Raw genomic sequence first — 22,083 nt, 5'->3', positions numbered from 1 at the left:
GCGACGTGCTTTGCGATGTAGCTATTGCCCATTCTATCTAATGGCAATAGGTTTATTGCACCGAGCGACCACAGATGTTGCCGGACTCCGGAGGAAGCGCATGAAAAGCTATGATTTCGTGATTGTCGGAGCGGGTGCAGCAGGGTGCGTCCTTGCCTACCGGCTGAGCGAGAATCCTGCGAATTCGGTCCTCCTGATCGAAGCCGGACCTCGCGATACACACCCGTTCATCGCCATGCCCAAGGGGCTGGCGAAGGTCATGGCAGACCCGAAGCATCTCTGGGCCTATGCCAGCAACCCTGAGGAATCGACCGCTGGGCAGTCCGAAGTCTGGGTTCGCGGCCGCGTCCTCGGCGGGTCGAGCTCGATCAACGGAATGATGTACGTCCGGGGACAGCCTGCCGACTTCGACGCCATCGCGGAACTCAGCAGCGACGACTGGAATTGGGAGCATATCGGCAAGGCCTACGCCGCGCTGGAAAGCCATGAGCTGGGCGCAGCGGAAACGCGCGGCGCAAAGGGCCCGCTGCGGGTAACGATGCCCGATCTGCGCGATGAATTGTCGGAAGCACAGGTCGGTGCCGGAGAGGCGATGGGCTGGCCGCGCAAGGCCGACGTCAATACGCCCGACAATGCCGAGGCAATCGGCTTCGCCCCGCGCACGATCTCCAATGGGCGCCGACAAAGCGCAGCGGTTGCCTTCCTCCGTCCGGCCGAGAATCGCGCGAACCTGACCATCCTGACCGGCTGTACGGTTGATCGGGTGACCTTTACCGGCACGCGCGCCACGGGGGTCGAGCTGATCCGAGAGGGCAAGCGCGAAAGCTTCGGGGCTGGGCGTGAGGTGATCGTCTGCGGCGGCGCCATGGCAAGCCCGGGAATTCTCGAACGATCGGGCATCGGCGACGCCGCGCGACTCGAGGCGCTCGGCATCAGGGTGGTCCACCACAATCCCGAGGTGGGCGAGGGCCTGATCGAGCATCGCGGCCTGATCATGCAGTGGAAGCTGAAGCGCGATATCTCGCAGAACAAGGAGTTCAAGGGCTGGCGGCTGCTGCGATCGACCTTGAAGTACTATCTTACCCGGCGCGGGCCGATGGCGGCGGCGGCCTACGAGATCGGCGCCTGGTTCCGCACGCGTCCGGGCCTCAATCGCCCAGATGCGCAAATGCTCATCGCCCCGTTCTCGTTCGACTTCGCCAAGAATCGTCAGGACGTGGAGCGGTTTCCCGGGATGCATGTGGTCGTCTATTCGCTGCGGCCGACGTCACGGGGGCAAATCCATATCGAGACCTGCGATCCGGATGCTCCCGCCCGTTTCAGCCCGAATTACCGGGCGAATGCCGAGGACCGGCAATCGATGATCGGCGCGGTGCGGGTTGTCAGGGACTACGTCCGCAAAGCACCTCTCGCCGACCTTATCGCCGAGGAGACGATGCCGGGACCGCAATATGCATCCGACGATGAGATCCTCGATGCTTACGACCGTTTCGGCACCTGCGCCTATCACGCGGTGGGCAGTTGCCGGATGGGCAATGACGAAGGTTCGGTCGTCGACCCTCAGCTCAGGGTCCGCGGAGTGGATGGCCTGCGCGTCATGGACACGTCGATCATGCCCGTGATTCCAGCGGGAAATACCCAGGCTCCGACGATGGCGATGGCCTGGCGCGCAGCCGATCTCATCCTGGCCGGGAACCAGTAGTAGCTGGTCCGCTTTCGTTTATCTATTGACATTAGGTTGACGGAATGGTGGATATGGAACCGCGTAAATAAACGTGGTGAAGCCCAGCAACGGCGAATGTCGCGGGCTTTTGGGAGGATTGGCCGTGGCTCATAAGTTCCGAATTGCTGCCCTGATGTTGTCGACCGGGTTGGTCGCGCCAGGCACTGTCTTTGCTCAGACCCAGGCGGATGCCGTCCCCGGCGGCGTATCGACCGACCCTGCCGCCGATGCCGCTTCGACCGAGCCGCAGAACGACCAGGAAATCATCGTTTCGGCCCGCCGCCGCGACGAGCGCCTGCTCGATGCCCCGGTGGCGATCACCGCGATCGGTGGCGAGACGCTGAAGGATTATTCGGTCAACCGGGTGACCGACCTCGCCACGCTTGTCCCCTCGCTCATCGCGGGCAAGGCGGCTTCGGGTTCCTCTGCCAGCATCTTTCTGCGCGGGGTTGGCTCCACGGCCCTTTCCGCCGGTTTCGACCAGTCGGTCTCGTTCGTCATCGATGGCCTTCCGATGAGCCGCGGGCGCGAGATCAGCCTGCCGCAATACGATATCCAGCGCGTCGAAGTCCTGAAGGGACCGCAGGCGCTGTTCTTCGGAAAGAACACCACGGGCGGCCTGATCAGCATCACGACCAACGGACCGAGCGACACGTTCGAAGCGGGGGTCAAGGCCGGTTACGGCTTTAATACCGAGGAGAAGTACGTCGAGGCATTCGTCTCGGGTCCGATCAGCGATACCTTCCGCGCCCGGGTCGCCGGCCGCTTCTCGGATAGCAACGGCGCGTTCACCAATACCGCGGCGGCGATTTATCCTACCCCGATCCCGGGGCAGGTCCGGACCCGCAATTCCGACAAGCGGGGCCCCGCGAAAAGCTACAGCGGCCGTCTGACGACCGAATGGGATGCCAGCTCGGCGTTGACGCTCCAGCTCAAGGCCGGCGCGACCAAGGTCGAGGACGGCGGACCGACCGATCTGCTCGAGCGGATCTGCGGGGGCGGGCGCACCGTGCCCTTTGCCGCCAACGGCATCCCGCCGAGCCCGAACGCCGATTGCCGGATCGACGGCCGGGCCGACAGCTCCGCGATCCCGATTCAGGTCGCGCAGGCCAACTATCGCTATGCCCGCAACGGCAAGATGTATGCCGACTTCCAGTCGCAGTACGCAATCCTGACCGGCACGCTGAAAAGCGATCCGTTCGATGTGTCGTCGATCACGGGCTACTATCGGTTCAAGCAGACCGATCTCAACAACGTCTCGGGCGAGGGTTATCCGGCCGGGTTCAGCCAGCTTGCCGAATTCCAGCAGTATTCGCAGGAACTGCGCTTCCAGTCGCACTTCGACGGGCCGCTGAACCTGCTGTTCGGTGGATTCTACGCGCACGGGAAATTCGACTTCAACACCGATGCCTACATCTTCCCGGTGCCGATCGATCCGATCAACCAGACCTTCGTGACCTTCAAGCGCGACAACGGGTTCCAGACGGATTCCATGTCGCTGTTCGCCGAAGCGACGCTGAACCTGGGCGAAAAGTTCGAAATCGCCGGGGGTGCGCGTTACAGCCTCGAGGCGCGCGATTCTTTCCAGCAGTCGCTGCCGGCGCACATTGCCTTTGCCGGCGCGTTCCCGGGTAACATCCGCCTGACCGACCGTTATCGCGACACCAATCTCTCCCCCCAGGTCACTGTGCGCTACAAGCCGGAGGCCGATACGACCTTCTATGCCGCGTACAAGCAGGGCTTCAAGGCGGGCGGATTCAACATCTCGCAGGCGCTGACGCCCGCCGCCAGCGTCGCGGCGGGCCGCTACGGCTCGGAAACGGCCGAGGGCGGCGAGGTCGGCTTGCGCACCTTGCAGCTCGACCGGCACCTCAGCTTCAACCTGACGGCCTATCGCTATATCTACTCGGATCTGCAGGTTCAGTTCTTCGATCCGCAGGCGGTTTCGCTGATCGCGGGCAATGCGGGCAAGCTGCGCACGCAGGGTGTCGAGGCCGACCTGAACTATCGCGTGCCGGGGATCGACGGGCTTAGCCTTCGTGCCGCGGCGGCGTATAACGACGCAAAGTACCAAGACTACATCGGCCAATGCTATCCGGGCCAGACCAGCGCGCAGGGTTGCAACCTGCAGCTAGTGGGCTCGGCCTTCACGGCGCAGGACTATGACGGCCGCACGCCGCCCAAGGCGCCGAAGTTCGCGGGCAGGGCCGGGTTCACCTGGGACATCCCACTGACCGACGCCGGCTGGACGCTGCGCGCGATGAGCGATGTCAGCTACACCTCGCGCTACAACTTTACCGACGCGCTGCGGCCGGACTCGATCCAGAAGGCCTACACCAAGGTGGACGCCAGCCTGTCGCTGCGCGGGCCGGACGATCGCTGGTCGCTGTCGCTGATCGGGCGCAATCTGACCAACGAGCTGGTGGTGACCGCGGCGAACGACATCCCGTTCACCGGCGGCACCGGTACCGGCACGGCTGGACCCGGCGTCCTCGCCGACATGTCGGCGTTCGTCGACAACCCGCGCGAGGTGTTCGTCGAGGTCGCGCTGAAGTTCTGACGAGTTCGCGCGCCGCGTGTCCTCGGACCGCGGCGCCCGCTCAGTCCTTCGCCAGCTTCGATCCGAAGCGAACGCGAAAGCCGTCGAGCAGCGCCTTCAGCGCCTCCACGTGAATCGCCTCGTCGTCGCCCGGCGCCACTTTGAGGGCATGGGCGAGGCGGGGAAAGCGCCCGGCGTCGACCGTCGGCATGGCCGGCACGTGGTGTGCCTCGGCCGCCGCGGCGAACAGCGAAGTTCCATAAGTGAACTTCTCCACCGCCTCGAGGATCACCGCCTGCGCCTCGGGAGAGTAGGGACAGTCGATCAGCGACCTCTCGTAGGCGGGAAGCATCAGCTTGCGCGGAAAGAACCGCAGCGCCAGCGGAGCGCCGTTGGGATGGCGCAGCATCACCCGGCGGGTCGCAAGGCTGAGCTCGATCGTGCGGGTTTCCCAATCGTCGGACCAGGTGTCCTGTTCGGCGCCGATCTCTTCCAGCATCCGGCGCACAACTTCGGTGAGGATTTCCTCCTTGTCCTTGAAGTGGTGGTAGAGCGACGGAGCGCTCACGCCCAGTTCGCGTGCCACGCCTTGAAGGCTTAGGCCGTCGAGCCCGTGTCGATCGATCAGTTTGAGCGCGGCATCTGAAGCGGTCTGCCGTGTGATGAGCGGCGTCGCCGGTCTCCCTGCCCGCGGCACGCGAGGCGCGGCCGCGGCTGATGCTTTTCCAGACTTCACTTCATTGTCCCCATTGCACAAGGCCCTGACCTCGGGTTCGGTAGGATACCGGCGAATCCGACGCCAGCAACTTCGCTGGCTTGTCACTAAACCTAATTACAGTAGATTAACGGACTAAGCGAGTGAAAGGTCGGTGCCGATGAGTGTAGTTCGTCGCTATGTGGCTCCAGACGGCGTGACGTTGGTGGCCGACGAGGCAGGCCCTGAGGGCGCGCCGACAGTGATCCTGCTGCACGGCGGCGGGCAGACCCGCCATAGCTGGTCGGGGGCTATGCGCGCCCTGGTCGGACGCGGTTATCGCGTGATCAATGTCGACGGGCGCGGGCATGGCGACAGCGACTGGTCGGAGGCCGGCCGCTACTCGCTTGACGATCGCGTTGACGACCTGCGCGTCATCACGGCGGGCATCACCGGCCCCTTCGCGCTCGTGGGGGCCTCGCTTGGCGGGATGACTGCGATCCACGCGGCGGCATCGGGTCTTGCGCCGTCGGCTCTCGTCCTCGTCGATATCGTGCCTACTCCGGAGCCTGCCGGGATCGACCGCATCGTCACTTTCATGCGCGGAACTTCGGCCGGGTTCGATACGATTGAAGACGTTGTCGCCGCGGTGACCGCCTACAATCCGCATCGCCCGCGCCCGCGCGATTCCTCCGGCCTGCGCCGCAACCTGCGCGAGCGCGAAGATGGGCGCCTCTATTGGCACTGGGACCCACGGATCGTGTCGACTCGTCCCGAAGACATTCACGCGATGGTCGAGCGTTCGGCCCGCATGCTCGGCCGTCGCCTGGAGATGGGCGTGCTGGTCGTGCGCGGGATGAGCAGCGACGTGGTGAGCGACAGCAGCGTCGCCGCCTTCCGCAAGATCCTGCCGACGCTGGAAGTCGCCGATGTCGCAGGCGCGGGTCACATGGTCTCGGGAGACAGGAATGACGCCTTCAACGCCAGCGTCCTCGAATTTCTCGACCGCCGGATGCCGGTCGCGGCGGAGACCTAAAACTATTGCCATTAGATTTAGGTGGGGGTATGCTCGCTTCAACGAGTCTGGAGAGGCATCAAGACCATGAACGAGGTCACCGATATTCCCGCGACAACGACGCGCAAGGTAACCCGCCTTGCCGACCTGACCGCCAGCCAGCAGGAATCGATCCGCCGAATCCCTGCCGAGAAGGACGCGGTCAACGTGCCACTCGCCGCGACCCGGCCCAATTCCATCTTTACGGGCACGGAGCGGTTCGAGGCTGAACAGGCCAAGATCTTCCGGCGTTTTCCGGTCCCGGTAACGCTTTCGGCCCTACTCGAGGAACCCGGCTCGATTGTCGCCATCGAGGCATACGGGATGCCGTTGCTCGTCTCGCGAACCCGCGACGACGAGATCAAGGTCTTCGTCAATGCCTGCCAGCACAAGGGCTCGAAGCTCATCGAGGATTGCGCGGTCCACAAGCAGGGGCGGATGACCTGCCCCTACCATGCCTGGACCTATGGCATTGACGGCCAGCTCGTCGGCGTCGCCAGGTCCGACATGTTCGCCGACTTCGACAAGTCGAAGCGGGGGCTGCGGCAATTGCCGTCGCGGGTCATGGGCGGGATCGTCTATGCCCAGCTCGACAGAAGTGAGCCCGATTATTCGCAGCTTTCGGACCAGGTGGCGGAGGACTTTACCGCGCTCGGCATCGCCGACGGACATGTCTACGGGCGCCAGACGTTCGAGCTGAAGGCCAACTGGAAGGTCGTTCTGGAGCCCTTCCTCGAGGGCTATCATGTGCAGCGGCTTCATGCCGCCTCGATCGGCAACCTGTTTGTCGATGCGCCGAACATCGTGGACATGTTCGGACCGAATATCCGCCAGGTTTCCGGCAGGATCGGCTACGAACCGGCGATGCTGGACGAGGATCCGGAGGGCAATGTCCACAAGCTGGTGACGCATGCCTACACCGCGTTTCCGAACTTGGTAATCGTGACCAGCCAGTACTATACGAGCGCGATGATCCTTATGCCGCGGGACGTCGATCATACGACAGTGCATTACTTCATGCTGACCCCGGGGCCGGCGACGACGCAGAAGGCCGAAGAAGTGTTCAAGCGCTCCTACGAACTCATCATCAGCGTGTTTGGCGGCGAGGATTTCCGTGCCGCAGAGATCAGCCAGGAGGGCCTGTCAACCGGCGTTCCCGCCGAGGTCGTCTACTGCGGGCTCGAAGCCAATATCGTCCACTATTACGAAGCGCTCGAAGCGCTCCTCGCCCGGGCGTGAGCGAGGCTGCGGAGGCTGACGCGGCTGGTGCCGAGCGGGACCAGCTCTACGATGCGCTCAGCCGCCGGCTGACGCAGGCCGATGCGGCCAGCGCCTGGCCGATCCTCGGCGACGCGGGGGTTCAGGGCATTCTGATACGTGAGGCGTTGGGCGGCCTCGGGATGACGGCGGGCGAAGCCGAACCGATCATGGCCGCGCTGGGGGGAGCCTGTTGGCCCACACCCTTCGTCGAAAGCAGCATTGTCGCGGCCACGCTTCTTGCTCGATTTGCAACCTCAAGTTCGGATGAGGTTTTGCGGTCGATGGCTGAATCCGGAGAGATTGCGACTGTCGCGGGTCTCGACGAGCGCCTCCGCGGAGGTGTCTCAGGGTCCAAAGACGGCGAGCAGTGGCGCGTCGACGGGACGCTCAGACTTGTCCTCGACGCCGATCATGCGAAGGTGACTCTCGTCGTTGTCGATCAAGCCGAAGCGACAGGACTGTTCCTGATCGATCCGGCGCTCGCCTCTGGGCGCCGTTCCTATCCCACGATCGACGGCAGGCTTGCTGCCGACCTTCAGTTGGACCGTGCGCCCGCGACCATGCTCTCCGCCGATGCGGGGGAAGCTGTCGCGGCAGCCGCAGACGCAGCGCGGGCCTGCATCGCAGTCGAGGCGGCCGCGATCATGAAGAGGCTTGTGCGCGATACGGTCGAGTATGCTCGCCAACGGCGCCAGTTCGGACAGACGCTCGCCCAGTTCCAGGTCGTGCAGCACCGCCTGGTCGACATGCAGATGCACGCGCGGCGGGCAGGTGCGATTGCGCGCCGGGCAATGCAGGCGCTGGACGAACCGGCGGAGGTTCGTGGACGTATCGTCAGCGCGGCGAAGGCGACGGTGGCCACGGCCGGACGGTTCGTCGGCCAACAGGCGGTCCAGCTTCACGGCGCGATGGGAATGACCGACGAGCTCGCGCTAAGCCGTTGCTTCAAAAGGCTTACCGTGATCGCCGACGAACTCGGTTCAGCCGACCAGCATGCAGCCCGCCACGCATCCCTGCGCGACGCAGGCTAAACCGAACTACAGTCCCAGCTCTGCCTTGGCGATGATGTTGCGCTGAATTTCGTTGGTCCCGGCATAGATCGAGCCCGCGCGCTCGTTGAGATAGCGCAAGGGCGCGATCGCCTGCCAAGGTTCACCGCTCGAATAGGGCTCGATGTTGCCCGGGTAGCCCAGTACTGGCCCGCCAGGCATTGTCACCCCCGGCTGCCAGGCACGCGATAGCGGCCCTGCGGCTTCAAGCCGCAGTTCGGTCATCAGCTGCTGCAACTCGGTCCCGAGGATCTTCATCATCGATGCGTCGGTGCCGATCGAGCGGTCGTTTGACAATGCCGAGAGGATCTCGATCTCCAGCGCGTCGAGCACCTCGATCTGGACACCGGCGTCCGCCACCCGGCCGGCGAAGACCGGGTCCGACGCGATCATTCCCGCTGCCTCGCGGTAAAGAAGGTCGAGCTTAGCCTTGAGTTCGGGCGCGTATGCGCTGCCGCCGCGCTCGAAATCGAGCAGATACTTGGCCACGGTCCAGCCGTCGTCGATCTGGCCGAGGACGTTGGCGACCGGGACCCGGACATTGTCGAAGAAGACCTGGTTCTGAATCCACTCACCCGAATGCATGACGATGGGGCGCACCTCGATCCCCGGGGTGGTCATGTCGATCAGCAGGAAAGTAATGCCTTGCTGCCGCCGCTCGGTGCGCGTCGTGCGGACGAGGCAGAACATCCAGTTCGCGACGTTGGCGTGAGTCGTCCAGATCTTGCTGCCAGAACAGACCAGATCATCGCCGTCGCGCACTGCCTTCATGTCTAGCGCAGCAAGGTCCGATCCGGCCTGCGGTTCGGAATAGCCCTGGCACCAGAAGTGTTCGCCCGACAGCATCCGGGGCAGGAAATGGGCCTTCTGCTCGGCGGTGCCGTAGCCGAGGATCGCCGGACCGGCCATGCTGATGCCCATCGGCGAGGTCGGCGGCGCCCCGGCCGCCACGCGCTCACGCGTGAAGATGTGCCGCTGAACGGCTGTCCAGCCCGCGCCGCCGTGCTCCACGGGCCATGCCGGCGCCGCCCAGCCGCGCTCGTGGAGGATCGCCTGCCACGCCATCTGCGCCTCGTGATCGGCATATACGCTGGTCATCCTGCTGCCCGCCAGGCGCAGCTCCGGGGTCAGCTTGGCATCGAGGAACGCGCGCACCTCCTCGCGGAATTCCAGGTCGCGGGTGGACAGGGCGAGGCTCATGCGGCGGGCGCCGTCTTGGGAATGTAGATGGCCTTTGGCCGCGTGAATTCCAGCAGCCCAGACAGGCCGTTCTCCTGGCCGAAGCCCGATTGCTTGGCACCGGCCAGCGGCGTGAAGGGCGTCGACTGCAGGTTCTGATTGATCCACACCGTACCGGTATCCAGCCGATGGGCGATAGCCGTCGCCTGCGCCACGTCGGCGGACCAGACAGCGCCTGCCAAGCCATATTGGGTGTCGTTCGCGCGGGATACCACGTCGTCGACCTCGGTGAACTTGAGCAGCGGCAGCACCGGGCCGAATGCCTCCTCGACCACCACGCGCGAATCCTCGGGCGGGTTGTCGACGAGCGTCAGGGGCACGAAATAGCCTGCCTGCGGTACGGGCCCGCCTTCCAGCAAGGTAAGGCCGTTTGCGCGCGCGTCTTCCAGCAGGGAAACCACACGGCGATACTGTGCCTCGTTCTGGATCGGGCCATAGCGGTTGCCCTGTTCGGCGCCGTCGCCCACTGGCGTCTCGCGGATCAGTTCATGCAGGCGGTCACGAAGCCGGTCATAGACATCGGCGTGGATATAGAGCCGCTTCGTCGCCACGCAGACCTGCGCGGTGTTATGGAATGCGCCTTCGAAGAGCTGTTCCGCCACGGCATCGACATCGACATCGGGCATCACGATGGCGGCATCGTTGCCGCCGAGCTCCAGGGTAATGCGCTTGAGATCGCGCGCCGCGGATTCCATCACCCGCCGCCCGGTCGCGGTCGAACCGGTGAATGAGATCTTCGCGAAGCCAGGATGCGCGGTCATCAGCGGGCCAAGCGAGTCGTCGCCGCAGATCACGTTGAAGACGCCGGCAGGGAAACAGTCACGGATCAGTTCGGCGATGCGGAGGGTGGTGAGGGGCGTGAACGGGGAGGGTTTGAGGACCAGCGTGTTGCCCGCCATCAGCGCGGGGCCGATCTTCCATGATGCCAGCAGTACGGGGAAGTTCCACGGCACGATGCCGCAGACGACGCCAAGCGGAACGTGATGGACTTCAATCCGCCGGGTAGCGGTGTCCTCGGTGACCTCGACCGGGATGTCGAGCATCGTCGTGGCCTTGAGCCACATGGCGGCCCCCGCGATTTCCGCTTTCGCGCCGGGCAGGGGGCGGCCCTGTTCGCGCGTGAACAGCGCAGCGAGCGCATCGACCTCGCCCTCGATCTTTTCCGCCGCCTTGAGCAATGCCGCCTTGCGCGTTGCGATCGGGGTGTCGCGCCAGCCGGGGAAGGCGCGTCTTGCGGCGGCGACCGCCCGGTCGAGGTCACCGGAATCGGCGCATGGTGCCTCGGCAAACGCTTCGCCGGTCGCGGGATTCTTGACGGGGATTGTCCTGGCAGTCGACAAATCCTGACCGTCGACCGTCATCACGTAGCGATCTTGCGCGAGGGTTGCCATTTTTCTCTCCTGTCCGGCCGCCTGCAGCTGCTTGTTGCGATCAATCTAACATCATTAGATAAGTCAGGCAATCGTGCTTGGCAGGCAATCTTCGATCCGAGCAGGGGCGCGCCGGAAGCACAAGCCCGAACGACAGATGCTCATCGTAGTCGGTAAAGACTGACGAAGCCGATAGCCTCACGTCTGATCGGTGGCGCCGGTCGGCGTTCGCCCTTTTCGCCACACTCCGCGTTCAGGAGTGCGAAACTTAAATCCCGCCAGTCCGTTCATTCGCCGAACACCTGATTTGGAGGGCGCCGCGCAGCGGCAATTCGTTATGAACAAGAAGATTCACCTGATCCTCGGCGCTGCGGCGCTCTTGGTGGCCACGCCCGGCATGTCGGCCGTTCCGCGCGGCGACGAGCCCGTGGCGGTGGCAAGCAACATCAAGCAGGGCATCGATTTCGTCTACGTCGATCCGCAGATGAGCACGGTCGCGAAGAAGAAGCAGAAGCCGCGCAATTGGCTTCAGCGGATATTCAAGGGCTCCGATGAAGGCCGCGCGGGCGCGCCGAACATCCTGTTCGCCCAGCTCGCCCAAGGTTTGCAACAGTACGAAGCCACCTGGGGCGCCTTGCCGCAAACCCGGCTTGCAACCGGCGCGCCGCTCAAGACTGGCGCCACGGGCAAGCGCGTCGCCCAGCTCCGCTCGCGCCTCGGCCTGCCGGCCGGAAGCACGTACGATCAGGCGGTCTATCAAAGAGTGATGGAATACCAGTCCGTCCACGGCCTGGCTCCCGCCGACGGAATTGCCGGGCGCGCGACGATCGCTTCACTGAACCTCGGTGCGCCCTATTTCGAGCGCCGCATCGCGATCAACATGGAGCGCGCCTGGCGCCTTCCGGTCTCGCGTACGTTCGATCGCTATGTGGTGGTCGATTCGGGCGCGGCGGAGGCATACCTTTTCAACCGCGATCAAATTGCCGATACCATGCGCGTCGTTGTGGGATCGCCCAAGACCAAGACTCCGATGATGGCGGTTCTCATGCGCACGGCAAAGGCGAACCCCTATTGGAACGTGCCGCCCGAGCTAACGCGCAGCCTGACGGCCCGGCGGATCCTCGAGCAGGGGCCGTCGTACTTGCGCGATTTCCACTACGAAGTGCTTTCCGACTGGTCGGACAACGCGGCGCCTGCCGACCTGTCGACGATCAACTGGAAGCAGGTGGCGGCGGGCAAGCGCGAGGTGCGCGTGCGCCAGTTGCCTGGCCCCTGGAATTCGATGGGCGCGATGAAGTTCGAGATGCCGAATGATTACGGCATCTACCTGCACGATACCCCCCACAAGGAACTGTTTGCGCAGGATGCCCGCTGGGTCAGCAACGGCTGCGTCCGGCTGCAGGACTATCGCCGCTTTGCCTCGTGGGTGTTCCCCAAGATGCCAATGGTTACCACGCAGGCCGAGCAGAAGTTCGAACTGCCCAAACCGGTTCCAGTATACATGACTTACCTCACCGCGGCGCCGGGTGCCGGAGGCATTGTGTTCCGGCCCGATCCCTACGGGTTCGATGCCCTGGCCATGCCGCAGATGTTCGCTGGCGGACGCGGGAAATCCTCGGCGACCTAGTGCGTAGCTCGGGCAGGGGACTGAGGCGCTGCCCCAATCCCCCGCCCGGGCGAACTAAAATCGAGATACTGCCGATATACGAAATGGACGATTTGCAGTAAGCTTCGTCGGAAGCGTCCCGAAGCTTCGGGACGCCAACGATTGGAAAGTGAATCGTGACCGGTGCTGCAAACGTTCTTGAGGACGAGCTGGCACAGATCATCGCCTCGCACATTGAGCTTGACGGTCCGCTCCTTCCAATCCTGCACGCTGTTCAGGGCCGCTTTGGCGCCATTGGCGAAGCGCATGTCCGCGCAATTGCATCTGCCATGAACCTCAGTCGCGCCGAAGTTTACGGGGTGGTCAGCTTCTACCATGACTTCGCCGACGTCCCTGATCCGCGTCCCATCGTGCAGCTCTGCCGGGCAGAGGCGTGCAAGGCACGCGGGGTCGAAGCGCTTGTCTCCGCAGCCGAGGCGGCGGCCGGCGAGCGGGTTCGGCTTGAGACGGTCTATTGTCTAGGCCTGTGCAGCGTCGGCCCCAACGCGCGCGTGGGCGCGAAGCTCCATGCGCGGCTCGACGAACAGCGCCTTGCCGCGCTGATCGAGGCGGCATGACTCGGGTTCGGGTCTCGGACGATGCACTTGCCCTCGCCTGCGGGGCGGACGAGGTTGCCGCTGCCTTCAGAAGGCAGGGCTGCACCGTAGAGCGCGTATCGAGCTGGGGAATGCACTGGCTTGAACCGCTCGTGGATATCGGTGGCGATGGCTTCGGGCCTGTCGAAGTCGCGGACGTTCCAGAGATCCTGCGCGGCGACGGCGCGAAGGCAATCGGGCGCATCGCGGACCATCCGTTCCTCACCCGGCAGCAACGGCTTACCTTTGCGCGCGCGGGAAAGACCCGTCCTCTCGATCTGGGCGACTACGCCGCGAACGGCGGCTGGGCGGGGCTGAAGCGGGCCGGTGCGATCGGAGCCCAGGCGAGCATCGACGAAGTGACGGTCTCGGGACTGCGCGGACGGGGCGGCGCGGGCTTTCCCGCCGGGCGCAAGTGGCAGACCGTCGCGGATGCGCCTGCCGGCCCGAAATACATCGTCTGCAACGCGGACGAGGGCGACAGCGCGACTTTTGCCGACCGGATGCTGATGGAAGGCGATCCCTTCTGCCTGATCGAGGGGATGGCAATTGCGGCGCTCGCGACGGGGGCGGACAAGGGCTTCGTCTATGTCCGTTCGGAGTATCCTCACGCCTTTGCCAAGTTGAAAGCGGTGGTCGCGCTTGCCGCGCCGCTGATCGCGCCGTTCACGATCGAGGTCCGACTGGGCGCGGGCGCCTACGTCTGCGGCGAGGAGACGTCGCTGCTCAATAGCCTGGAAGGCAAGCGCGGCGAAGTGCGCGCGAAGCCGCCGCTGCCGGCGCTCGAGGGCCTGTTCGGTTGCCCGACAGTGGTCAACAACGTCCTCACCCTAGCCGCGGTGCCCCATATCCTCTCCGAAGGGGGAGACGCCTATGCGTCTCTTGAACCCGGAAGATCGCGCGGGACGGTCGCGATCCAGCTAGCGGGCAACATCCGCCACGGTGGCCTGTTCGAATGCGGCTTCGGCGTGACCCTGCGAGAGTTGGTCGAGGAAATTGGCGGTGGCACCGCGTCGGGTCGTCCGGTCCGCGCGGTCCAGGTGGGCGGGCCGCTCGGGGCTTATTTTCCACCCGAAATGTTCGACACGCCATTCGATTACGAAACATTCGCCGCGCGTGACGGGCTGATCGGGCACGGCGGCGTGTGCGTTTTCGACGATACCGTGGACATGGCCCGTATGGCGCGGTTCGCGTTTGATTTCTGTGCCGCGGAAAGCTGCGGCAAATGCACGCCCTGCCGGATCGGCGCGGTTCGCGGGCGCGAGACGATCGACCGGCTGCTTGCCGGCGAGGACGCAGCGGCGCAGATCGAACTCGTCACCGATTTGTGCGAGACGATGAAGTTCGGATCGCTCTGCGCACTGGGAGGCTTCACCCCCTTTCCGGTCATGAGCGCGTTGAGTCACTTTCCCGAAGACTTCGCCGGCCGGGGACGAGGGGGATGAGCGCCGCGCTCGACCAGGAACGCATCTTCGCGGTACACCGGCTTGGGCTGGGCGAACCGCGCGACGCCGATCTTGCGCGCAGCATCCCGATCGAAGCCCCCGTCGCGTTCGAGTACAATGGTCTGGGCTATGCCGTGATGATGGCTACGCCTTCCGATCTCGAGGCTTTCGCAGTCGGCTTCTCACTTGCCGAAGGCCTGATCGTGAGTGCCTCGGAAATCGCAGACATCGCGTTTCATCAGGCCGAAGGCGGCTGGGTTGTCCGCGTCGCACTACCCCCCGACAGGATGGACATCGTCTTGAAGCGGGCAAGGGCTCGGGTCTCGGAGAGTAGCTGCGGCATCTGCGGGATCGACAGCATCGAAGAGGCGCTGCGGCCGCTGCCGCCTCTCTCTGTCCGAATTGCCATCACGCGCAGGGCGCTCGCCCGCGCCCTGGCCGAACTGCGCGATCACCAGCCGCTTGGAAGGAGCACCGGCGCCGCCCATGCCGCGGCATTCTGTAGCGATGATGGCGCCATTATCCGCGCCAGCGAAGACGTCGGTCGGCACAATGCGCTCGACAAGCTTATCGGCAGGCTCGCCTTAGATGGGATCGATTGCGGGACCGGCTTCATCCTGCTGACGGCGCGGTGCAGTTACGAACTCGTCGAGAAGACGGTCCGCGCCGGATGCCCCATGCTGGTGACGATTTCAGCCCCGACGACGCTTGCCGCCGACCGCGCGAAAGCCGCCGGACTGACACTCGTCGCGCTGGCGCGGCCCGACAGCGCGCTGGTCATAAACGATCCGCACGGCGCCTTCAGATGAGGGTGCTCGGCGCAGTTCTCGCCGGAGGACAATCCAGTCGCTTCGGCTCCGACAAGGCGGAGGCACTGTTACATGGCCGCCCGTTGCTCGCTCACGCGCTCGAACAGTTGCGGCGACACGTTACATCGGTCGTCGTGGTCGGCCGCCAGACGGACTTAGCGCCCAGCGCGGTGGATTGGCCTCGACCTGGCGAAGGACCGCTGGGCGGTATCGCCGGAGCATTTCATTATGCCGAGTCAGAGGGCTTTAAATGGGTCCTCTCCGTGCCTGTCGATGCACTGTCCTTGCCCGATGACCTCCTATCCGCACTGTCGCCCGGACCGGCTTGCCTAGGCGAGCAGCCGGTAATTGGACTTTGGCCTGTTTCCGCGGCGCAGATCTTGGACGAACTGCTCGCCGGGGACGGCCGGAAATCGATGTTCGCCTTCGCCGAGGCGATCGGCGCGCGCAGAGTTTCGGTTTCGTCTCATCCCGCCAACATCAACACGGTGGCCGACCTTGTGCAGCTGGAGCAGCGCAATGGGATTTGAGCCGCAACCCGACTTCGGGACACCCGCCTCGCTTTCCGCGGAAACCGTTGCTCTAACGATCGACGGTCAGCCGGTCACCGCCCCCGCGGGAACCAGCGTGATGCGCGCGGCGGCGGAACTGGGCACCACGATTCCCCGGCTCTGTGCGACCGACAGCGTCGAGTCATTCGGGTCCTGTCGGCTGTGCCTGGTCGAGATTGAGGGCCGCGGCGGCACGCCCGCCTCGTGCACCACTCCGGTCGAGCAGGGCATGGTCGTCCATACGCAGACCCCGTTGCTTCAGAAGCTGCGCAAGGGCGTGATGGAACTGTATATCTCAGACCATCCGCTCGACTGCCTGACCTGCTCGGCCAACGGCGATTGCGAGCTTCAGGATCAAGCCGGGGCGGTCGGCCTGCGCGACGTGCGCTTCGGCCAGGAGGGCGCCACTCACCTCGGAGAGGTCAAGGATCTCTCCAATCCCTATTTCGATTTCGATCCGTCGAAGTGCATCGCCTGCTCGCGGTGCGTGCGCGCCTGCGACGAGGTTCAGGGCACCTTCGCCCTGACGATGGCCGATCGGGGCTTCGCGTCGAAAATCTCTGCGGGCACTGCGGCCGACAATTTCCTTTCGTCTGAATGCGTTTCGTGCGGCGCCTGCGTCCAGGCATGCCCGACGGCGACCCTGCAGGAACGGACGGTGGTCGAGATCGGGACGCCCGACCGCTCGATCGTGACGACATGCGCCTACTGCGGCGTGGGCTGCGCGTTTCGCGCCGAGATGCGCGGAGAGCAGCTCGTGCGAATGGTGCCGTGGAAGGACGGCAAGGCCAACCGCGGGCATAGCTGCGTGAAAGGGCGGTTCGCTTGGGGATACGCGAACCATGCCGAGCGGATACTTTCGCCCATGATCCGCGAAACCATCGACCAGCCGTGGCGGGAAGTGACCTGGAACGAGGCCTTCACCCACGCCGCCGCCGAGATCGCACGAATCCAGGAAAAGTACGGCCGCCACGCGGTGGGGGGCATCACATCGAGCCGCTGCACCAACGAGGAGACGTTCCTCGTTCAGAAGCTCGTGCGTGCCGGGTTTGGAAACAACAACGTCGATACCTGCGCGCGCGTGTGCCATTCGCCGACCGGCTACGGTCTGAAGACGACTTTCGGGACGTCGGCCGGAACGCAGGATTTCGATAGCGTCATGGCGTCGGATGTCGTCCTGATCATCGGCGCCAATCCCACCGATGGCCATCCCGTGTTCGCCAGCCGGCTTAAGCGCCGCCTTCGCCAGGGGGCGCGGCTGATCGTGATCGACCCTCGCCGCACCGACATCGTGCGCAGCCCCCATGTCGAGGCGGATTTCCACCTACCGCTCCGCCCCGGCACAAATGTCGCGGTGCTCACCGCGATGGCACACGTCATTGTAACCGAGGGTCTGGCAGACGAGGCCTTCGTCCGCGCGCGCTGCGACTGGGAGGAATACCGGCACTGGGCCGATTTCGTGGCGCTGCCCTGCAATTCGCCCGAGGCACTGGCGCCGGTCACGGGGGTCACGCCAGTAACGCTGCGCGCTGCCGCCCGGCTCTTTGCGACCGGCGGCAACGGCTCGATCTATTACGGTCTGGGCGTAACCGAGCACAGCCAGGGCAGCTCGACCGTCATGGCCATTGCCAATCTTGCAATGGCGACCGGCAATATTGGCCGGCCGGGCGTGGGGGTGAACCCGCTGCGCGGGCAGAACAACGTGCAGGGAGCCTGCGACATGGGCAGCTTTCCGCACGAACTGTCAGGCTACCGCCATATCTCCGACGCCGCCGCCCGTAATATGTTCGAGGCCGAATGGGGCGTGAGCATCGATCCCGAGCCGGGCCTGCGCATCCCCAACATGCTGGACGCCGCTTGTGACGGCACGTTCAAAGCGCTGTATATTCAGGGTGAGGATATCCTCCAGTCCGATCCCAACACCAAGCATGTCGCAGCCGGTCTTGCGGCGATGGAATGCGTGATCGTCCACGACCTGTTCCTCAATGAAACCGCGAACTATGCCCACATCTTCCTGCCGGGCTCGACCTTCCTCGAAAAGAACGGGACTTTCACCAACGCCGAGCGGCGGATCCAGCCGGTTCGCAAGGTGATGACCCCGCTGAGCGGACTCGAGGACTGGGAGGTCACCCAGGGACTCGCCAACGCGATGGGGCTCGGCTGGAGCTATGGGCATCCGGCGGAAATCATGGAAGAGATCGCGCGGCTGACGCCGACTTTCGCCAATGTCAGCTTTGCCCGTCTCGACGTTCTCGGCTCGATGCAGTGGCCAGCGACCGCTGCGGCGCCCGATGGAACACCGGTGATGCATGTCGACAGTTTCGTTCGCGGGAAGGGCAAGTTCGTGGTCACCGACTACATCCCGACCGACGAGAAGACCGGACCGCGGTATCCGCTGCTGCTGACCACCGGGCGCATCCTCAGCCAATACAACGTGGGCGCGCAGACGCGGCGCACCGCCAACGTGATCTGGCACGAGGAGGACCGGCTGGAAATCCACCCCGCCGACGCCGAGGACAGGGGGTTGAAAGAAGGCGACTGGGCGCGTCTGGCGAGCCGTTCGGGCGAAACGACGTTGCGCGTTATGGTGACCGACCGGGTCGCCCCCGGCGTGGTTTATACGACGTTCCACCATCCTGCGACCCAGGCCAATGTCGTGACCTCGGAATATTCCGACTGGGCGACCAATTGTCCGGAATACAAGGTGACCGCGGTCCAGGTCTCTCCTTCGAACGGGCCGACCGATTGGCAGGAAGACTATTCCGCGTTCACCGCACATTCGCGCCGGATCGCGTCTGAAGAACCCGCGGAATGAGCGACACCCGCTCGCGCCTCGTCTACATGGCCAACCAGATCGCGCGCAATTTCGCGGCGATGGGGGTCGATGCCGAAGCCGCGACGGCCGAGCACATCGCCAGCTTCTGGGATCCGGCCATGCGGGCCGTCCTGATCGCGGACCCGGCCGGGCTGAATGAAAGCGCCTCCGCAGCTTTCGACCGCCTGCGCTCCGCTGCGGCTGCGGCTCGAGTTCCTAAAACCGAGGTCGTGGAAAGGGCCAAGGCGCCCGGTGGGTCGGACGCAGGCTGACGACGCACTAGCGCGATGCATCGATCTTTCAGCTGACGGTTCACATGCTTAGGGGCGACCGACCAGCTCGTTGCCGCGCTTGAAGTCAGCTCGTGCGCAATCCGGGAGAGCGAGGACGAACTGGAGCGGGCCTGAAATGCTTAGGGTGCCTTGGGCGCCGCATCCTTCGCCTGCTCTTCGGATTCCCGGACCTCTTTGACGACGCGATTTACGTCGTAACGGTCGAGGCCCTCGCTCCAAGGTGCCTGTGCTGCGAACGCGGCCTCGACCATTTCGGCGCGGCGGCGGGCCGCGGGCCATGATTCCGCATGGGTCACGATCAGGCGCTCTCCGCGCCCGGTTCCTTCCACCGCCGCACGCGCGGCTTCCTCGGACGGCATTCCGCGCGACTGGACCGCCGCGCCGAAGGCGACGGCGCGCTCGCTGGGCTGGCGCAAATTGGCCGGTCGCGGGGCGTGCGCGAGATTGGTCGCCACCAGGCCAGGACAGAATACGGTGATGCCGATCAGCGGGGCCAGTTCTTCGCGCATCACGTCGGCAAGCCCCATCACGGCGTGCTTGGTCGCCGTGTACAGTCCCGCGCCGGTGTGCTGCAGCCCCAGCGAATGTTCCGAGGCGGTGACGCAGATCCGGCCCTCCTGCCCGGACGCGAGCATCCGCCGGGCAAAGGCCGACATCGTGCTCCAGGCCCCCCTGACGTTCACGCCGAATATCCAGTCCAATTCCTGGGGAGTGGCCGCAATCAGCGGTCCATTGATGATCGTACCAGCGTTGGCGAACACCAGGTCGACCTGTCCGAACAATTCGAAGGCGCGGTCCGCGAGCGCTTCGACAGCGGCGTGGTCTGACACGTCGCAGCGCATGAAGCTTGCGCCTTCGCCGAGCTCGGCCGCGAGGTCCGCGGCCGCGCCCTCGTCGATATCGGCAACCAGCACGCGGTCGCCGCGACGGGCAAGAATTTCGGTGATGGCGCGGCCGATACCCGATGCGCCACCCGTCACGACAGCGCAGCGCGGACGAGGATCAGCCATCGTCAGCGCAGCGTAAACTTCTTGGCCTTGTCGGCCATCAGCGTGGCACGGTCGACCTGTGGAACGCCAACCGGGTTGCCGATCTGCGGGAACATCAAGCCCTGCGCCAGCGCGACCGACCGGGGAAGGTCCAGGCTTTGCCAGATCGCCTTGACCGATCCGGCGGTCGCCGCCGGAGGCTTGGCCGCGATGATCGCCGCCAGCTCGGCGGCCCGCGGCCACAGGCGGTCGAGGGGAACCACCTCGCTGACGATCCCGATCGACTTGGCGGTTGCGGCGCAGATCCGCTCGTCATTGCCGAGCAGCACCATGCGGAGCACGTCCTGCAAAGGCATCCTGTACGTCATGCCGATGGGTTCGAGCGCGCTGGTCATGCCGTAGGTCACGTGCGGATCGAAGAATGTGGCGTCGTCCGAGCAGATCACGATGTCGCTCTCGTTCAGCCAATAGAACGCGCCGCCAGCCGCCATGCCGTGGACCGCGGTAATGACGGGCTTCCAGAAGTTCTGCGCCTTCGGGCCGAGGTACTTGCCGGGGTCCTCGCAGTGCCAGGTGTTCGCAAGGTCGACGACGGCCTGCCCGGGTTCCTGCGATGCCTTCACGTCGGCACCCGTGCTGAAGGCGCGGCCGGGAGCGGCGCGCAGCACGCAGCAATGCACGTCGTCGTTGTTGCCGAGAGCCTTCCAGACGGCGGCGAACTCTTCGCACATCGTCTTGGTGAAGCTGTTCATCGCCTCGGGGCGGTTGATCGTGATCGTCGCGACATGGTCGGCAATATCGACGATGATGGTTTCGTATGTCATCCTGGCAGTCTCCCAGACCGGCGTCGCATAGTTGACTTGGTTATACAAGTGAGTATGCCTCGAACGCGGGGAACGAGGAAGCCGGAAGATGAATTTCGACCTGTCGGATGAACAGAAAATGCTCGCCGAGCAAGCCCGCAACTTGCTCGCCGACCGGGTTCCCTATGATTCCCTGCGCGCGCTGATCGACGCCGGGGCCGAGTGGGACGAGCCGCTGTGGCGCGAACTCGGCGCGATGGGTTTTCTCGGCGCAAACCTGCCTGAAGATGCGGGGGGGCTCGGGCTTGGCGCGCTCGATCTCGGCGTGATCGCGGCCGAGCTGGGGCGGGTCAACGCGGCGGTCCCGTTCTTTTCGTCGATCGTGCTCGCCGCCGAGGCAATCCGCCTCGCTGGAAGCGACGAGCAGAAGGCGCGATGGCTTCCGCGGATGGCGACGGGAGAGGTCGTCGGCTGCTTCGCCAGCACCGAGGGCCCCGGACCGCTTCTGGGCTCGAAGGTCACGCTCGCCGGTACGACGATCACCGGGACCAAGACGCCGGTGGCCGATGCTGGCGTCGCTGCGATTGCCGTCGTGCAATGCGGCGATGGCCTGGCACTGGTCGAACTCAACCAGCCTGGCGTAACCCGAAAGCGGCTTGAGAGCTTCGACCAGCTCCGCCCTCATTATCGGCTGGATTTCTCTGATGCCGTGGCGGAGCCCATGCCCGGCGCCGGCAAGCTGGACGAATTGCTGGACCGGGCTGCGGTGCAGGCTGCGTTCGAGGCCGTGGGCGCTGCCGAAGCCTGCCTGACCATGGGGCGCGATTATGCGATGGAGCGCCAGATCTTCGGCCGTGCGCTGGCGTCGTATCAGGCGATCAAGCACAAGCTGGCCGATGTCGCCGTAGGGGTCGAACTGGCGCGATCGAATGCGTTCTACGCCGGCTGGGCGGCCGACGAATCCTCCGGCGACCTGCCGGCGGCGGCCGCAGCGGCGCGCTTGACCGCGATTTCGGCATTCGAGGCGGCTGCCCGCGAGAACCTGCAGGTGCATGGCGGCATCGGCTACACATTCGAGGCGAACTGCCACTTCTATTATCGTCGCGAGCGGCTGCTGGCGGTCAATGTCGGCAACCGCGGCTTCTGGGCCGATCGGCTGATCCGCCAGCAGCCCGGCTCGCAATCGACTTCGCACAAGGCGGCCTGATC

The 22,083-nt window shown here is 64.8% G+C and carries 18 protein-coding genes; 13 read left to right on the top strand and 5 right to left on the bottom strand.

The window, feature by feature from the left end:
* Window positions 1–100 precede the first annotated feature (100 nt).
* Both ACFO0A_RS12495 and ACFO0A_RS12490 read left to right on the top strand, forming a co-directional pair.
* Window positions 101–1,702, top strand: a complete 1,602-nt coding sequence (locus ACFO0A_RS12495; RefSeq protein ID WP_379539339.1) for a GMC family oxidoreductase — start codon at window positions 101–103, stop codon at window positions 1,700–1,702.
* Between the two features lie 124 nt (window positions 1,703–1,826).
* A complete protein-coding gene (locus tag ACFO0A_RS12490) occupies window positions 1,827–4,283 on the top strand; it encodes a TonB-dependent receptor (RefSeq protein ID WP_379539338.1) in 2,457 nt (818 codons plus the stop codon).
* Window positions 4,284–4,323: 40 nt separating this feature from the next.
* Here the strand turns inward: ACFO0A_RS12490 and ACFO0A_RS12485 are convergent, their stop codons facing one another.
* A complete protein-coding gene (locus ACFO0A_RS12485; protein WP_379539656.1) occupies window positions 4,324–4,959 on the bottom strand; it encodes a TetR/AcrR family transcriptional regulator in 636 nt (211 codons plus the stop codon).
* A gap of 178 nt (window positions 4,960–5,137) precedes the next feature.
* On the opposite strand from ACFO0A_RS12485, the gene ACFO0A_RS12480 reads away from it, so the two are divergent.
* The 3 genes from ACFO0A_RS12480 to ACFO0A_RS12470 all read left to right on the top strand — a co-directional run bounded on the left by ACFO0A_RS12480 (window position 5,138) and on the right by ACFO0A_RS12470 (window position 8,301).
* Window positions 5,138–5,992 carry an alpha/beta fold hydrolase gene (locus ACFO0A_RS12480; RefSeq protein WP_379539337.1) on the top strand — a complete coding sequence of 285 codons (855 nt, stop codon included), beginning with the start codon at window positions 5,138–5,140 and terminating at the stop codon, window positions 5,990–5,992.
* Between the two features lie 66 nt (window positions 5,993–6,058).
* The gene (locus tag ACFO0A_RS12475; protein WP_379539336.1) at window positions 6,059–7,249 is read left to right on the top strand and encodes an aromatic ring-hydroxylating oxygenase subunit alpha; all 1,191 of its coding nucleotides are present in this window, start codon (window positions 6,059–6,061) and stop codon (window positions 7,247–7,249) included.
* Complete coding sequence (locus ACFO0A_RS12470) at window positions 7,246–8,301, top strand: acyl-CoA dehydrogenase family protein (RefSeq protein WP_379539335.1); 1,056 nt, start codon at window positions 7,246–7,248, stop codon at window positions 8,299–8,301. The genes ACFO0A_RS12475 and ACFO0A_RS12470 overlap by 4 nt, the downstream gene beginning before the upstream one ends.
* Window positions 8,302–8,307: 6 nt before the next feature.
* Here ACFO0A_RS12470 and ACFO0A_RS12465 read toward each other — a convergent pair whose 3' ends face one another.
* Both ACFO0A_RS12465 and ACFO0A_RS12460 read right to left on the bottom strand, forming a co-directional pair.
* Window positions 8,308–9,519: an acyl-CoA dehydrogenase family protein gene (locus ACFO0A_RS12465; protein ID WP_379539334.1), complete on the bottom strand. Its 1,212-nt coding sequence runs from the start codon at window positions 9,517–9,519 to the stop codon at window positions 8,308–8,310.
* Entirely contained in the window at window positions 9,516–10,949 is a 1,434-nt protein-coding gene (locus ACFO0A_RS12460) for an aldehyde dehydrogenase family protein (RefSeq protein WP_379539333.1), read from the bottom strand. The genes ACFO0A_RS12465 and ACFO0A_RS12460 overlap by 4 nt, the downstream gene beginning before the upstream one ends.
* 316 nt (window positions 10,950–11,265) lie before the next feature.
* Between ACFO0A_RS12460 and ACFO0A_RS12455 the strand changes: the two genes are divergently transcribed.
* The 7 genes from ACFO0A_RS12455 (at window position 11,266) to ACFO0A_RS12425 (ending at window position 19,061) form a co-directional block, all read left to right on the top strand.
* Window positions 11,266–12,555, top strand: a complete 1,290-nt coding sequence (locus ACFO0A_RS12455) for a L,D-transpeptidase family protein (RefSeq protein WP_379539332.1) — start codon at window positions 11,266–11,268, stop codon at window positions 12,553–12,555.
* A 155-nt stretch (window positions 12,556–12,710) separates the two neighbouring features.
* Entirely contained in the window at window positions 12,711–13,151 is a 441-nt protein-coding gene (locus ACFO0A_RS12450; protein ID WP_379539331.1) for an NAD(P)H-dependent oxidoreductase subunit E, read from the top strand.
* A complete protein-coding gene (locus tag ACFO0A_RS12445) occupies window positions 13,148–14,614 on the top strand; it encodes an NADH-ubiquinone oxidoreductase-F iron-sulfur binding region domain-containing protein (RefSeq protein WP_379539330.1) in 1,467 nt (488 codons plus the stop codon). The genes ACFO0A_RS12450 and ACFO0A_RS12445 overlap by 4 nt, the downstream gene beginning before the upstream one ends.
* On the top strand, window positions 14,611–15,423 hold the full coding sequence (fdhD, locus tag ACFO0A_RS12440) for a formate dehydrogenase accessory sulfurtransferase FdhD (protein ID WP_379539329.1): 813 nt from the start codon (window positions 14,611–14,613) through the stop codon (window positions 15,421–15,423). The genes ACFO0A_RS12445 and fdhD overlap by 4 nt, the downstream gene beginning before the upstream one ends.
* Complete coding sequence (mobA, locus tag ACFO0A_RS12435) at window positions 15,420–15,953, top strand: molybdenum cofactor guanylyltransferase (protein WP_379539328.1); 534 nt, start codon at window positions 15,420–15,422, stop codon at window positions 15,951–15,953. The genes fdhD and mobA overlap by 4 nt, the downstream gene beginning before the upstream one ends.
* Window positions 15,943–18,789 (top strand): formate dehydrogenase subunit alpha, encoded by a 2,847-nt coding sequence (gene fdhF, locus ACFO0A_RS12430; protein WP_379539327.1) that lies wholly within the window; start codon window positions 15,943–15,945, stop codon window positions 18,787–18,789. Before mobA ends, fdhF begins: the two co-directional genes overlap by 11 nt.
* Window positions 18,786–19,061, top strand: coding sequence for a formate dehydrogenase subunit delta (locus ACFO0A_RS12425; protein ID WP_379539326.1), 276 nt, complete (start codon window positions 18,786–18,788; stop codon window positions 19,059–19,061). Before fdhF ends, ACFO0A_RS12425 begins: the two co-directional genes overlap by 4 nt.
* Window positions 19,062–19,201: 140 nt before the next feature.
* Here ACFO0A_RS12425 and ACFO0A_RS12420 read toward each other — a convergent pair whose 3' ends face one another.
* Both ACFO0A_RS12420 and ACFO0A_RS12415 read right to left on the bottom strand, forming a co-directional pair.
* Window positions 19,202–20,092 (bottom strand): SDR family oxidoreductase, encoded by an 891-nt coding sequence (locus ACFO0A_RS12420; RefSeq protein WP_379539325.1) that lies wholly within the window; start codon window positions 20,090–20,092, stop codon window positions 19,202–19,204.
* A gap of 2 nt (window positions 20,093–20,094) precedes the next feature.
* Entirely contained in the window at window positions 20,095–20,895 is an 801-nt protein-coding gene (locus ACFO0A_RS12415) for an enoyl-CoA hydratase/isomerase family protein (protein WP_379539324.1), read from the bottom strand.
* An 88-nt stretch (window positions 20,896–20,983) separates the two neighbouring features.
* Between ACFO0A_RS12415 and ACFO0A_RS12410 the strand changes: the two genes are divergently transcribed.
* Window positions 20,984–22,081, top strand: coding sequence for an acyl-CoA dehydrogenase family protein (locus ACFO0A_RS12410; protein ID WP_379539323.1), 1,098 nt, complete (start codon window positions 20,984–20,986; stop codon window positions 22,079–22,081).
* Window positions 22,082–22,083: the final 2 nt, after the last annotated feature.

The organism is Novosphingobium tardum (assembly GCF_042652045.1).
In the GTDB taxonomy this organism is placed as follows: Bacteria; Pseudomonadota; Alphaproteobacteria; order Sphingomonadales; family Sphingomonadaceae; genus Novosphingobium; species Novosphingobium tardum.
The sequence above is the reverse complement of the archived record's forward strand: the minus strand, read 5'-3'. Positions and strand labels throughout refer to the sequence as shown.

What these genes read in the sequence shown, in the direction of transcription:
- ACFO0A_RS12495 (WP_379539339.1), top strand. Translation starts at nt 101, where the DNA reads ATGAAAAGCTATGATTTCGTGATTGTCGGAGCGGGTGCAGCAGGGTGC.
- ACFO0A_RS12480 (WP_379539337.1), top strand. Translation starts at nt 5,138, where the DNA reads ATGAGTGTAGTTCGTCGCTATGTGGCTCCAGACGGCGTGACGTTGGTG.
- ACFO0A_RS12475 (WP_379539336.1), top strand. Translation starts at nt 6,059, where the DNA reads ATGAACGAGGTCACCGATATTCCCGCGACAACGACGCGCAAGGTAACC.
- ACFO0A_RS12465 (WP_379539334.1), bottom strand. Translation starts at nt 9,519, where the DNA reads ATGAGCCTCGCCCTGTCCACCCGCGACCTGGAATTCCGCGAGGAGGTG.
- ACFO0A_RS12460 (WP_379539333.1), bottom strand. Translation starts at nt 10,949, where the DNA reads ATGGCAACCCTCGCGCAAGATCGCTACGTGATGACGGTCGACGGTCAG.
- ACFO0A_RS12455 (WP_379539332.1), top strand. Translation starts at nt 11,266, where the DNA reads ATGAACAAGAAGATTCACCTGATCCTCGGCGCTGCGGCGCTCTTGGTG.
- ACFO0A_RS12445 (WP_379539330.1), top strand. Translation starts at nt 13,148, where the DNA reads ATGACTCGGGTTCGGGTCTCGGACGATGCACTTGCCCTCGCCTGCGGG.
- fdhD (WP_379539329.1), top strand. Translation starts at nt 14,611, where the DNA reads ATGAGCGCCGCGCTCGACCAGGAACGCATCTTCGCGGTACACCGGCTT.
- mobA (WP_379539328.1), top strand. Translation starts at nt 15,420, where the DNA reads ATGAGGGTGCTCGGCGCAGTTCTCGCCGGAGGACAATCCAGTCGCTTC.
- fdhF (WP_379539327.1), top strand. Translation starts at nt 15,943, where the DNA reads ATGGGATTTGAGCCGCAACCCGACTTCGGGACACCCGCCTCGCTTTCC.
- ACFO0A_RS12425 (WP_379539326.1), top strand. Translation starts at nt 18,786, where the DNA reads ATGAGCGACACCCGCTCGCGCCTCGTCTACATGGCCAACCAGATCGCG.
- ACFO0A_RS12420 (WP_379539325.1), bottom strand. Translation starts at nt 20,092, where the DNA reads ATGGCTGATCCTCGTCCGCGCTGCGCTGTCGTGACGGGTGGCGCATCG.
- ACFO0A_RS12415 (WP_379539324.1), bottom strand. Translation starts at nt 20,895, where the DNA reads ATGACATACGAAACCATCATCGTCGATATTGCCGACCATGTCGCGACG.
- ACFO0A_RS12410 (WP_379539323.1), top strand. Translation starts at nt 20,984, where the DNA reads ATGAATTTCGACCTGTCGGATGAACAGAAAATGCTCGCCGAGCAAGCC.